Source organism: Aestuariivirga sp. (assembly GCF_037139295.1).
Classification (GTDB): domain Bacteria; phylum Pseudomonadota; class Alphaproteobacteria; order Rhizobiales; family Aestuariivirgaceae; genus Aestuariivirga.
The window spans coordinates 1-12,912 of sequence record NZ_JBAXGR010000019.1 but is presented as its reverse complement, the minus strand read 5'-3'; the positions used below and the strand labels follow the sequence as shown (position 1 = coordinate 12,912).

12 protein-coding genes are annotated in these 12,912 nt (G+C 62.3%); 10 read left to right on the top strand and 2 right to left on the bottom strand.

Going from position 1 to position 12,912, the window contains the following annotated elements:
- Positions 1-162 precede the first annotated feature (162 nt).
- The 5 genes from WCJ41_RS07530 to WCJ41_RS07510 are packed head-to-tail and all read left to right on the top strand — an operon-like array spanning position 163 to position 5,097.
- Positions 163-654, top strand: coding sequence for a ubiquinone biosynthesis methyltransferase UbiE (locus tag WCJ41_RS07530; RefSeq protein ID WP_336905230.1), 492 nt, complete (start codon positions 163-165; stop codon positions 652-654).
- On the top strand, positions 651-1,820 hold the full coding sequence (locus tag WCJ41_RS07525; RefSeq protein ID WP_336905229.1) for a class I SAM-dependent methyltransferase: 1,170 nt from the start codon (positions 651-653) through the stop codon (positions 1,818-1,820). The genes WCJ41_RS07530 and WCJ41_RS07525 overlap by 4 nt, the downstream gene beginning before the upstream one ends.
- On the top strand, positions 1,817-4,189 hold the full coding sequence (locus WCJ41_RS07520) for a SpoIIE family protein phosphatase (RefSeq protein WP_336905228.1): 2,373 nt from the start codon (positions 1,817-1,819) through the stop codon (positions 4,187-4,189). Before WCJ41_RS07525 ends, WCJ41_RS07520 begins: the two co-directional genes overlap by 4 nt.
- Positions 4,190-4,738: an ATP-binding protein gene (locus WCJ41_RS07515; protein WP_336905227.1), complete on the top strand. Its 549-nt coding sequence runs from the start codon at positions 4,190-4,192 to the stop codon at positions 4,736-4,738. It abuts the gene before it with no gap.
- A gap of 20 nt (positions 4,739-4,758) precedes the next feature.
- Positions 4,759-5,097 carry an STAS domain-containing protein gene (locus WCJ41_RS07510; protein WP_336905226.1) on the top strand — a complete coding sequence of 113 codons (339 nt, stop codon included), beginning with the start codon at positions 4,759-4,761 and terminating at the stop codon, positions 5,095-5,097.
- Here WCJ41_RS07510 and WCJ41_RS07505 read toward each other — a convergent pair whose 3' ends face one another.
- Together WCJ41_RS07505 and WCJ41_RS07500 are read right to left on the bottom strand one after the other, a co-directional pair.
- The gene (locus WCJ41_RS07505) at positions 5,098-6,078 is read right to left on the bottom strand and encodes an NAD(P)H-binding protein (protein ID WP_336905225.1); all 981 of its coding nucleotides are present in this window, start codon (positions 6,076-6,078) and stop codon (positions 5,098-5,100) included.
- A 43-nt stretch (positions 6,079-6,121) separates the two neighbouring features.
- On the bottom strand, positions 6,122-6,679 hold the full coding sequence (locus WCJ41_RS07500) for a YecA family protein (RefSeq protein WP_336905224.1): 558 nt from the start codon (positions 6,677-6,679) through the stop codon (positions 6,122-6,124).
- A gap of 131 nt (positions 6,680-6,810) precedes the next feature.
- Here WCJ41_RS07500 and WCJ41_RS07495 point away from each other — a divergent pair, with 131 nt between their 5' ends.
- The 5 genes from WCJ41_RS07495 to WCJ41_RS07475 all read left to right on the top strand — a co-directional run bounded on the left by WCJ41_RS07495 (position 6,811) and on the right by WCJ41_RS07475 (position 12,688).
- The gene (locus tag WCJ41_RS07495) at positions 6,811-7,269 is read left to right on the top strand and encodes a hypothetical protein (protein WP_336905223.1); all 459 of its coding nucleotides are present in this window, start codon (positions 6,811-6,813) and stop codon (positions 7,267-7,269) included.
- Between the two features lie 131 nt (positions 7,270-7,400).
- Positions 7,401-8,795 (top strand): cytochrome ubiquinol oxidase subunit I, encoded by a 1,395-nt coding sequence (locus tag WCJ41_RS07490; RefSeq protein WP_336905268.1) that lies wholly within the window; start codon positions 7,401-7,403, stop codon positions 8,793-8,795.
- A gap of 3 nt (positions 8,796-8,798) precedes the next feature.
- Positions 8,799-9,803, top strand: a complete 1,005-nt coding sequence (cydB, locus tag WCJ41_RS07485; RefSeq protein ID WP_336905222.1) for a cytochrome d ubiquinol oxidase subunit II — start codon at positions 8,799-8,801, stop codon at positions 9,801-9,803.
- 311 nt (positions 9,804-10,114) lie between these two features.
- Positions 10,115-12,148: a hypothetical protein gene (locus WCJ41_RS07480; protein WP_336905221.1), complete on the top strand. Its 2,034-nt coding sequence runs from the start codon at positions 10,115-10,117 to the stop codon at positions 12,146-12,148.
- Between the two features lie 27 nt (positions 12,149-12,175).
- Positions 12,176-12,688, top strand: a complete 513-nt coding sequence (locus tag WCJ41_RS07475; protein ID WP_336905220.1) for a hypothetical protein — start codon at positions 12,176-12,178, stop codon at positions 12,686-12,688.
- Positions 12,689-12,912 lie beyond the last annotated feature (224 nt).

Genomic DNA, 12,912 nt, shown 5'->3' with positions numbered 1-12,912 from the left:
ACGTCGCAAGCGCAAGCTAAATTTCCTTGTTCGGGCAATGCGCTGCGGCTACGATCATGGATGGGGCGGCTTCTGTCGTAACTTTCAACCTTTGCAACATTCCTCCGCGAATTGCCTTCCGCAACTCGCCGGGCCTCCTGAGGACATGCCGGGACCAATGGAATGCGTGGCACCAGACCGCTAGTCGAGATCTCAATGGGCATCGAGGCCTTTGCCTCGGAGTGGCTGCACTGCGACCGGATCTCCTCCTACCTCGCCCGCATGGTGAGCCACAACCGCACGGACTCCCTGCTCTATGCAAACTTGCTGAGCTCGGCCCTCAATGAACTTCTCGAAACGGCCTTCGCACACCACGGACCGGAGGGTGACTTTTGCTGCCGTGTGAGCCGTGCCGGCAATGCGGATGTGATCGAACTCGACTTTCCCTGCGACGCGAAAACCCTCTCGTTCTACAACGAGGCCGCAAAGCGGTTGCAGCAGGCCGACCTCACAGAAACTTACCACTCGGCACTGTTCTCCGGTGGCAAGCCAGACCCGCATCTCGGGCTCCTCGAAGTGGCCGTCGATTACAAGGCACAGATTTCAATCCAGCAGGAGAAGGGCAACCGATTGAAGCTCGCTGCGGAACTCGCGCTCGAAGGAGCCACAGCATGAGCATCGATCGCAGCTACCAGGCAAGCTTCAACGAGAACAACCAGGAATTCGTCATCTCCGGCAGGCTCCGCCCGCAGAGCGAAGCCGAGATCAAGCCACTCACCGAAGCGCTTGCCAAATCGCTCGCGCAAGTGCGCGGCACCTTCTACCTCAACGTCAAGCGGCTGGCGCGCCTCAACAATGTTGCGTTTCGTACCATCTCCAACCTCGTGACGCAGGTGTGCGGCACGCGTCCGGACTTGCGGGTGGAGGTGGTAACGTCAAGCGTAATGGGCTGGTCCACGCGCAAGTTCCTGCCTCTGGCAGAGCGCCTGCCGAATTTTTCCGTCAATGAATATGACAAGGACTTCTATCCTGGCCAGTCCTACCTAGAGGAAGGCGGCTTCATTCCCATCCTTCGCAACCAGACCAAGCTGACGTGGCATCATGAGAAGTACATCCTGCCACGCCATGGGCTGAGGCCAGGCATGAACATGGCGGACGTGTGTTGCGGCATCGGCGACTTCGCGGTGCTGGTGCAGAAGGAACTGAAGCCCGCCCGCATCCTGGCGCTCGACCACTCGCGCACCAGCCTCGACTATGCGCGCAAGGTGGCGGCGGACTTCGGCATCTCTGACATCGAATATGTCTATGGCGATGCCTCGGAGATGGCGCTGGAAGACAATCAGTTCGACTTCGTCACATGCCGGCACTCGCTGCAGGTGTTCGACCGGCCGGAACTGATCCTCAGGGAGCTGTTCCGGATCTGCAAGCCGGGTGGACGCGTCTACATCACCAACGAGAAGAACTCGCACTGCCTTGGCGAACCACGCGCCGAGTCGATTCAGTGGACATACAATGAGGTCGCGCGACTGTGGGCCGACTACAAGATGGACATTGAGCTTGGCCCCAAGAGCCGGCGCTTTCTCATCGATGTGGGGTTCGAGGACATCAAGGTCGACAGCTTCATGGTCACCAACCTCGATGGAGACCCGCAGGGTTTCGCCGACATCATCCAGTCCTGGGAAAATGTCTATGCCGGTGAGATGGCGCGTGACCGCGGCGACACGCCGGAGTTCATCGCGAAGTTCCGCAAGGGCTTCCAGGATCACATTTACGCAGCCCTCCATCCCAAGGGCTATGCCGGCTGGCCGATCTGGGCCGCCTCAGGGCGGAAACCCGCATGAACAGCGAAACTGCCGGCCCTCCGGCGAAAGCCAGTTTCCTGAGCAGCGCCCGCACGCGCTTCATCGCACTGGTCGGCGCTCTGGTGATCCTGTCGCTTCTGGTGGGCGGCGTGGTCGCGCTGTGGAACGTCAACAAGCTCTCGCGTGATGCATCGAGTGAGATCGAAAGCGGCCTGACCAAGGCCAACGAAGAATACCTCACACGCTACATCGACATGACGGCGCAGCGCGCGAACCTCATGTTCAACCGAACCTTCGATCAGGTGACGGGCCTCGCCAAGCTGAGCCAGAGCCTCATCGACAATCCCCAACTCAATCAGGACCTCAACAAGTTCCTCGAGCAGTATCCGGGCTTCGGCGATGCGATGTCATTCAATCGCGACGCCAACTGGCTGCAGAATGCGCGCGGCGAGCCGTCGGTGATCAGCGTGTGGGGCTACCTGCTCGACAGCGATGGCCACATGCGTCCCGATGTGGTCGAGGCGGTGCGCAACACGCAGTTCTTCGACCTCGTGGTGCCTTCGCTCATGACATCGGGCCAGGACAAGCTGCAGATGTATTACGTCGGTCCCAAGGAGCGGCCGATCATGCGCACCATGCCCTATTCCGACCAGGCGCAGACCTTCGACCAGCTCTATCCCGGCAACAACAGCCAGAACTGGTGGGACTTCTTCTTCCCCGGCGTTTACGAAGCCTGGCAAGGCTGGCTCAAGGACCCGTCCACCCGGCCGGTGCCCACCGACATCACTGTGCTGTCGCCCTACGTCGATGCCATCACGGGCAAGCTGATCGTCAGCTATTTCCATCCGCTCTACACCAAGTCACGAGACGCCGTTGCCGGCATGGTGGCGATGGACGTGACGCTGGAACAGCTCACCAGGCTCGTCGACGATGTAAAGATCGCCGAAACCGGATTCGCCTTCCTGTCGCAACAAAATGGCAACGTCCTCACCGTCACCAAGGAGGGCGAGGCCCTTCTCGGCCTTACAGACGTTTCTGCCACGGGTGCTGGGGTCACGGGCCATGAGCGCAGCCTGCTCAAGAGCACGTTCAAGGACGTCTCTAACCTCCGCATGCCGCGCCCGGGCGCCACCACCATCGACCACGTTACCGTCGAGAAGGACGGCAAGCCCATGGGCCTGCTCGTGGTCATGCACCCGATTGACCCGATGAACATGTGGCAACCCAACAAGGGCATTGCCGCCGAAAACCTGATGCTCGGCTTCGTCGTGCCGGACAGCGAGATCTATTCCGCGCTCTATGCCGCGCAAGAGCAGATCGGCTCGGCAACCAACAGAATCGTCAAGGGTATCCTCGCCTCGGTGCTGGGCTTCCTTGCCCTGGCGTTGTTACTGACCACATTGCTGTCGCGGCGGTTCACGGCGGGCCTTGTTGGGCTGGCAGACGCAGCCGGCCGTCTCACACGTGGCGATTACAGCGTCCAGGTGCCTGTGCAGGGACGCGACGAAGTGGCCCTCGTGGGAACCGCCTTCAACTCGATGGCGCGGGAAATCCGCGAGCACACCGAGATGCTGGAACATCGCGTTGCCGAGCGTACCAGCCAGCTCGCCTCAGCCACTGACGAGATCAAGCGACTCTATGACAAGCTGAAGGACGAGAACCTGCGGCTTGGTGCCGAACTCGACGTCGCGCGCAAGATACAGTTGATGGTGATGCCGGCGCCGGGCGAGTTGGAGCGCATCCCGGACCTCGACATTGCCAGCTACGCCGAGCCGGCCGAAGAGGTTGGCGGCGACTATTACGACGTTCTCTACATTCCCGGCGGCGCCAAGATCGGCATCGGCGACGTCACCGGCCATGGCGTCGAGAGCGGTGTGCTGATGCTGATGGTGCAATCGGTCAGCCGCGCCCTCTACGAGCGTGGCGTCACGGACCCGCGGGAGTTCCTCGATGTCCTGAACCGTTCGATCTACAAGAACATGGAACGAACACGTTCCGACCGGCACCTGTCGCTGGCCTTCGTTGACTACGCCGACGATCAGGCGGTCATCTCTGGCCAGCACGAAGAGGTGATCATCGTCCGCGACAATGGCGCAGTCGAGCGACTGGACACGATGGACTTGGGCTTCCCGATCGGTCTCGAGCCCAACATCAACGACTTCCTGGCCAGCACCACCGTGCCCTTCAACAAGGGCGACACGATGGTGCTGTTCACCGACGGCATTACGGAAGCTGAGAGCGAGGACGAAAAGCTCTATGGCATCGACAACCTGATCGCCTCCGTGCAGCGCACCCACAAGGCAAGTGCTACAAGCATTGCCGCTGCGATCATTGCCGATGTCCGGGCGCATATCGGCAAGCAAAAGGTACACGACGACATCACCCTCGTCGTCCTGAAGCACAGGTGAATGATGAAGCAATTCGGAGACACTGCGCGCAACAACAGTTCCGGTGCATTCACCATGCGTATCGTCATCTCGGATGGCCCCCTGGGCGTGAACTGGCAGCATGCGAGTGAGACTTGCGAGTTCCTCGGTGACGTGTTTGCCCTTCACCACGCCAAGGGCGGCTCGGACTACACCGATGCGCGCCACTCGATCATCTATCTCGTCAACGAGTTGCTCGAGAACGCAATCAAGTTCCGCGTGCCCGGAGCAATCCGCATCGACTGTTCGCTTGAAGACGGAAACTTCGAGCTGACCGTGAGCAACGATACAGCGCCAGAGGTTGCCACCCGATTCCAGGCCCTGATCGAGGAGATCATCTCACGTGATCCGGGTGAACTGCTGATCGAGCGCATCGAAGCCAATGCTGCCGATGAAAGTTCCTCGGGCTCCGGCCTCGGACTGCTTACCTTGATGAACGACTACGGAGCGCGTCTCGGCTGGGACTTCATCTCTTCCACATCTGGCGCTGCGGTGACTCTCAGCACCCATGCGGCCCTCACCCTCAACTGAACTCCAAAGGTTTGTCTCACATGGAAATCAAGACTGGCGAATACAATGTGTGGAACGAGGGTTCCATCATCCATTACGAGGGAACGCTCCGCCTCTCAGGCACGGACGCCTACCAGCCGATCCTCGAACTGATGCAGACCGTTCTGGCAGAGAAGCCGCAGAACCTGGTGCTCGACCTCACACAGCTTGAATTCCTGAACAGTTCCGGCATCAACCTGCTGGCCAAGTTCACCATCGAGCTGAGAAAGCACCCGGACTTGCCCGTGAAGGTGCTCGGCTCCACCAAGATTCCGTGGCAGTCGAAGTCGCTGCCCAACCTGCAGAAGCTGCACAAGGGCGTGGAACTCGTCATCGTCTGATCAGAACACGCGGTGTGCGCCGAGGTCCTGCTCGGGCGCACCAGCGATGATTGCCGCATAGTGGTCACGCAGCGTGTCATTGCCGAAGGATGGCGTGGCATCGGCATCGTAACGGCCGGACTTGTCATCCCACACGAGCATCGACTCGGTTGCGTAATAACGGCCGATGCGAGCGAGTTCTGCCTTCGCCCTGAGTGTTGGTGACAGGCGGCCCAGCACGGAGAGTGCTGAAATGATCATGTCAAGCATCCGGACCGGCACGCTGCGGAAGCGCGGAGCCTGACCCAGCATGCCGAACAGCCACTCTCCCTGCTCGCGCTGCGTAAAGGCGGGCCCCGGGCCTCCGATGGGCAGGATTCCGCGCAGGGATGGATCACGCAGGCACAGCGCCAGATAGCGGCCGAGGTCAGCATCGCTGATCGGCTTCGTGGCGGTTAGCTGCCCATCCCCGAACAGCAGGAAGGGTTTGCCCTTCCTCACACGGCCGATCTGGCCGGACATCGACTTGAAGTAAGCAGTGGGCCGCACGATCGAGTATGCGAGGCCTGACTTTATCAACACCTCCTCGAAGGCCAGCTTCGCGTGCTGGAAGGCGAGCTTGGGCTTCTGCACGCAGATCGCCGAGAGGAGCACCACGTGGCGGACGCCTGCCCGCTTCGCCTCCTCCAGGGCCGCGACATGCGCGGCATGGTCAATGGCCCACGCATCCTGCGGTGCGCCACTACGTGATGCGAGGCATGAGACGAGAACGTCAAAGCTCTCACCCTTGAAGCCATCCCTGCGAAGCGATTGTGGGTCCGTTACCTGGCCGCTGCGCAACACGGCGCGCTGTGGAAGGCCGGTCGCACCCGGGCGGTTGAAGCAGACGACCTCATGGCCGTCATTCAGCAGAGCCTGTGCGGTGGCGCGACCGATGGTGCCGGTGGCGCCGAGCAGCATAACGCGCTGCGAAAATGTGTTGGGCGCCCCGGCTTCAGTCATGGAGGCAACCTTAAGGCGGAGCGGGGCCGCCGCTCAAGTGGCGTCAGGCAGCGCGGGCCACGGCGCCGCCGGCGGCCTGGCGCATCACCTTGTGAAGCTGGCGGATATGGTAGTTGATCTCGTCCATCGCCTTGAGGCCGACATAGCCGGAATTGTCCTCGTCATGGTTGTTGTAGCAGGTGCCGAGCACCACCGAGAGCGACTCCTCGGCATGGTCGAGTGCCGCCTGCCAGGGCTGCGGATTGGCCTCGATGGCCTGCAGGAAGCCTTCGGCCCAGTCAGCCGCGAAGTACCAGCCGTCACCGGCATGGGGCAGCGTGGTAACGCTCAGCGGCCGGTAGCCGCCAAGCCCGCGTCGCACCTGCTCCTCCAAGTCCAGGAGCTCATCAAGGACATTCTGTTCCTCCATCGCGGAGTCGAATTCGGGGTCCTCGCCAGACCACACCCAGCTTGTCCAGTGTCCCTCGGGCACGGGGCCCGCAATGGCCAGCGCGGTGAGGAAGCCATGAAGGTCGGCGGGACCCATGGTCCAGGCCGGGGCCCTGCCGGATTCGATGTAGGACCGGAACCACGGAAGCTGTGCGAGGAGTTGGTCTGACATGGGGCTGAACCGTCTTTGCTGTGGTTAGCAAAGGATTGCGCTACATGGTTAAGATAGGCTTACGCAACAGCCTCCGGCAGCCAGGAATCCGCGAGTTGTCCGGTCGCGCGGCATGGGCTAATCAACGGAGCATGAAAACGATCCTGCTCGGCCTGTTCCTGATCATCGCTGCGGCCCTTCCCGCCCGCGCGGAAAACGCCTGGGTGGCGCTGGCGCCCATTCCCTACGGCTTCGTGGTGCCGCAGGACCTCGCCTCACACCTCTCCACCGGGCCGCTCACCGGCGTCTGGGCGGAACAGGTTGAGGCTGCCGGGGCGCGGGCTGCGGTCGCCGTGTTTTACCAGCCGGAGACGGGCGACAAGACCATCCTCTTCACCGCCTATTACTTCGACGCCGATGCATGGGACGCAGCACAGAAGCCGGACGAGCCGCCGCCCTTCGGGCAGCAGGTGGTCCGCGGCGACGGGCGGGTGCTGTCGGTGGCGGGCCCGCATGACACGATCTTCGATCCGGAAACCCAGGACGGCAAAAACGTCATCAAAGCCAGCGAATATCTGCAGGATGCGACGCGCTTCCAGCCTGTCGAATAATCAGGCAACGGCGCGGGGCGGCGGAAATGATTGGTGGCGGACCAGCCAGGCCGCTAGAATTTGCCATGATGTTCGAAGGACTTGCAGCATGACAGCGACCGGCAGGCACGACACTCAGTCCGGAGACCATGATGTTCGGTGACATTTCAGCCCTCGACCTGGCGCGGCTGCAATTTGCGTTCACGGTTTCCGCCCACATCATCTTCCCCGCCTTCACCATCGGGCTTGCGAGCTATCTTGCGGTGCTGAACGCCATGTGGCTGTGGACGCGGGATGAGGCCTATCTCGCGGTGTTCGAGCAGTGGAAGACGATCTTCGCCGTGGTCTTCGGCATGGGTGTCGTCTCCGGCGTCGTCATGTCCTACCAGTTCGGCACCAACTGGCCGGTCTTCGCCGACAAGGTGGGGCCGGTGCTGGGGCCGCTCATGGGCTATGAGGTGCTCAGCGCCTTCTTCCTCGAGGCGGGCTTCCTCGGCATCATGCTGTTCGGCCGCAAGCGCGTGGGCGAAGGGCTGCACATGCTGGCCACCGCCATCGTCGCCGGCGGCACGCTGCTCTCGGCCTTCTGGATCCTGAGCGTGAACAGCTGGATGCAGACGCCGCAGGGCTATTCGATGAATGCTCAGGGCCAGTTCATTCCGGAAGACTGGATGGCCATCATCTTCAACCCGTCCTTCCCGCACCGCTTCCTGCACATGGTGCTGGCCGCCTATCTCACCACCGCCTTCGTGGTCGGCGCCACCGGCGCCTGGCACCTTCTCAAGGACCGCACCAACCGCGGCGCCCGCATCATGTTCTCCATGGCCATGTGGATGGCGCTGATCGTGACGCCGATCCAGCTCTTCGCGGGCGACTCGCAGGGGCTCAACACGCTTGCCTACCAGCCGGCCAAGATCGCCGCCATCGAAGGGCATTTCGAGACCCATGAACAGGGCCGCGCACCGCTGATCCTGTTCGGATTTCCCGACGAGGCGACGAGCACAACCAATTACGCCATCGAGATCCCGCTGCTCGGCTCATTGATCCTCACCCACAGCCTCGACAAGCCGCTGATCGGCCTCGACGCCTTTCCCAAGGCTGACCGGCCGCCGGCGCTGATCGTGTTCTGGAGTTTTCGCATCATGGTGGGCGTCGGCCTGCTGATGCTGCTGCTCGGCCTGTGGTCCGGAATCGCGCGCTTGAAGGGACGGCTGTATGACTGGCCATGGCTGCACCGCGCGGCCGTGGTCATGGGTCCTGCCGGCTTCCTCGCCGTGCTGTGCGGCTGGATCACCACCGAGGTGGGCCGCCAGCCCTTCACCGTCTATGGCCTGCTGCGCACGGCGGACAGTGACTCTGCACTCCGGGCCGATGCCGTGGGATATTCGCTCACGGCCTTCGTCATCATCTACTTCTTCGTCTTCGGTTCGGGCGCCTTCTATGCGCTGCGCCTGATGTCGCGCACGCCGGAGGACCACATCACCATCGACGAAATCGGGCCGACGCGCACCGCCGGCATCACCCCCATCGCCCAGGCGGGAGAGTAAGCCATGGTGATCGACTATGCCTTCATCTGGGCCGGGCTCATTGCCGTCGCCGTGCTGATGTATGTGCTGCTCGACGGCTTCGACCTCGGCATCGGCATCCTCTTCCCGTTCCTGCGCGATCACAATGAGCGCATGCTGGCCATGAACAGCATCGCGCCGGTGTGGGACGGCAACGAAACCTGGCTGGTGCTGGGCGGCGGCGGCCTCTTCGCGGTGTTCCCGCTGGCCTATGCCATCGTCATGCCGGCCCTCTATCCACTCATCATCGCCATGCTGCTGGGCCTCATCTTCCGCGGCGTGGCATTCGAGTTCGTGCATCGCACGGAACGCATGAAATTCTTCTGGGAGGTGGCCTTCTGGGGCGGCTCGCTGGTGGCGGCCATCGCCCAGGGCATGGCGCTCGGCACGCTCGTCCAGGGCGTCATCGTTTCCGGCCGTAGCTATGGCGGCGGCAACTGGGACTGGGCGACGCCCTTCTCGCTCCTGACGGCTGTGGCCCTCGTGGTGGGTTATGCCACACTCGGCGCAACGTGGCTGATCATGAAGACGGAAGGTGCCACGCTGGCGCGCGCCCGCCGCATGGCGAAACCGCTGGGTCTCGCGCTGCTCGCCCTCATCGGTGCCGTCAGCATTGCCACGCCGATGCTGCGGCCTGAATACCTAGCACGCTGGTTTGGCTGGCCGTCGGGCCTCTACAGCGCCATCGTGCCGCTGCTGCTGGCGGGTGCGGCCTGGATGCTGTGGACGGGGCTTCGTGATGGGCTCACCTACCGGCCCTTCCTCGCCACCGTGGCGATCTTCATCCTCAGCTACATTGGTCTCGGCATCAGCTTCTACCCCCATCTCATTCCGCCGTCGGTGACAATCTGGGAGGCGGCGGCCCCTGACACCTCGCTCGAGTTCCTGCTGGTGGGTGCCGTGGTGCTGATCCCGATGATCCTCGCCTACACCGCCTATTCCTACTGGGTGTTCCGCGGCAAGGTGCGGCCGGACGAGAGCTATCACTGATGCGCCGCTGGCTGTGGTTCCTCGGCCTCTATCTGGCCGGGGTGGCCGTGGTTGCAGGAGTGGCCTATCTGATCAGGCTCGTGCTGCTCTGACCGGGCGCTGAGCCCTCTGCGCTTGTGCGGTGCGGCTGAGATCGACCCGACCCAATTGCCTTTCATTTTTCTGCAATCTGCAATTAGAGATCCAAGAGCGCACTCCATCCTGACAGGTGGCTTTATCCACAGCTCGCCGGATTTCGGTTTGCTTCACAGCGTGGATGGCGACATCATTTCGAGCTTTGTTGGCTCCGCAGGAGCCGGGGGATTGTGCAGATGGCGAAGTCGAGAAAGAGAACCGCCCAAAACCTGCAGCTCGATGAGATTTACCTCGAAGGCGCGCAGGATCGCGCCGGTTTCTGGTCGGACGAGGGTGCAAGCGCAAAGCCGGTATCATCCCGCAAGGACATCGTAGAATTCGAAGCTGTTCAGCGCCCCGCCAACGACGAAGGCCGGCGATCGCGCCGCCAGTTCCAGCAGCCTTCGGATTTCTTCGGCTCGCGCTACTTCCTGTTGGCACTTGCTGCCACCTTCGTGCTCTGCGGGTTGTTCGCGCTGCTCATGGGTTTCAGCAATGCCGCGGCCTTTGCAGCCCTTGCCGGCAATCCGGGGCAATACGCCATGTTCTGGGCAGCGCTGGCGGTGATCGCCACCATACCGTGGCTGCTCGCGCTCTCCGCCCACCGCCAGTCTGCCAGCGATGAGCTGTTGCGCCGCGTCATGATTGCCACGCAGCGGCTGCAGGAGCCCGGCGTGCTGGCAGCCGATGCCGGCCGCCGCATCAACACGTCCTTCGAGCACGTCTTTGCAGACATGGACGCCCGCATGTCTCAGCTGGACGAGCGGAGCGCCAAGCTGGCGAACAAGATCGCTGCCGCCATGCAGCACTCCACGGAGGCAGCAGACGGCAACATCACCAACATGCGCAGCATCGTCGAGTCGAGCGAGACCCAGCGCGAAGCGCTGCATCGCACCGGCATGATGATCTCGACGGACATCCTGCCAGTCATCTCCAAGCTCGAAACGACCGTGCAGTCTCTCAAGTCCGTCTCGCAGACGGCGGGCGGCGTTCTCGATGGCATTGGCCTTCGGCTGCAGCAGACCACGCAGGATCTCAAGTCCTGTCTCGATGCCTTCACGAATGCCAACCATACCGTGGCGCCCGAAATCGAAAGGCGGATGGTGAAGTTTGAGGCCTCGATCGCCCAGCTTCCCGAGCAGCTCGATGCCACCATCAGTCGATTGACCCCCCTGTCGGAGACCATTGCCGACGCGGCCTTGCTCTCCACCGCCAACATCGAAGTCATCGATCAGCTGGCGAAGGACATGACGGCAGCGCTCGAGAAGAGCCGCTCGACCTTCGCCGATCTCTCGGTAACCGGCGCGCAGCTGTTCGAACAGGCGGTGGATGCCCACGCCGACCGCTACCGGGAATTGCTGCAGGCCATCGTCGCGCAGGAGGCAAACCGGATCTCCGGGCTGTCACGCGAGATCGATCACCTGGCCGATACGGCCACCGCCGTCGTCAGCCGGCTACAGCAGCCAGTGGGCGAGGTGACAGCCGCAACCGACCGGGCGCTTGCCAATGTGAACGACGCGATTTCGGCGCTCGACCAGCGCATCGAAGCAAACCTTGCCGGCTGTGTGGCAGACCTGAATGACACGGCAGCCCGCCTCGTCAGCTCGGTCAATCGCGAGATCGAGACTTCCTCCGTCAGCATGCAGACGCGGCTTGCCGCCGGGGCGACCGAGCTCATGCAGCGCGTCCATGCGGACACGATGCGCTTCGAGAGCCTCATTGGCGAAACTGCCGAACGGAGCTCGGCGCGCATCGCTGCTGTCATCAAGGACCTGCCGGCCGTTCTGGCCCAGCGCATGGATACCGAGATCGCCAAGATCGATGGGTCGCTCAAGGGTTCGATCTTCGGTCTTTCCGACCAGATGCGGCAGATCGTCGATGCGGTTCCGAACCGGTTGTCCGCCATGACGCGCGACACGCTGCAATCGCTCGAGACCAATCTGCTGCACTCGTTCGAGGACGTTGCCCAGCGGTCCGAGCAACTCAACGAGCAGTTCCGCCGCAATGCCACGGAGACGACGGAGGCCGTACTGCAAGGCTATGTCGACTTTATCTTCATGGCTGCTGCCCGCTTCCGGGAGGAATTGGAGCAGGTGAACGAAAGCTTCAGCACCAACCTCGAAGCCAGGTTGCAAGCACTCCCGCGCGGTGGCCCGGCCACGCTTGCGGCTTCCGCCGACCAATCGGAGCCTCTGGCCAACAGGGAACCGGGCGACTCTCCGGGCGCTTGACAGCGATCGAGCCAGCGAGGCGCTGCGATGCTGGGACTGTTCTCACGCCTGCGCAAACCGGTGGAGAGGGTCCATGCCATTTCATCGCGCCCACTGCGGATCCTCGAGTCGCGCCAGTCTTCGCTCGCACCGATGCAATGGCAGTCGCACTACTGCAGCACGATGGTCTATTTCTGGGTGGCGGTCGTCACCGAGGAAGTCTGCAGAAGCAAGTACTCGGAAGACGAAAAGCACCGGGTCCTGCAACGGGTGTTTGCGCGCATCGTGAAGGAGATGCGGGGCGTCCCTGCAATCGCAAAGAAATGCGTCTTGCCAGATGGTCATCCTCACCGCCTGAAAACCCTGGCAGATCTGAAGCGTGCCGTCGAACTCCGCCGTAACGGCGCGGATGCGCGGCTGATGATCTATGCAGATTACCGAGAAGCTGTCGAAGGCGATGGGCGACCTGCGGTTTTCGGTAACCACTGGGGCGTGCGGACAGAAGCTGCACATGAAATCCTGCTCGCCCGCTATCTGGCGAGCAATCTCACGGCCCGCTAGAGCGGCCGACTGTTTCGGATCAAGGACAAGCAAGCGGGTTTGATCCCCATGAGGGACCTGCCAACGGGCGTAAATTCATCCCTCCGCGGAGCGATCTCAAGCCGGCCGTTTACCTTGACGCGCGACCGCTCGCCGGATCTCGCGACAGGGGGCTACAACTATGCTATGAAAAATGGGCGCTCTGCTCGGCAGTGCAAGTTTTTCAACCTGGGCGAGAACGCTGT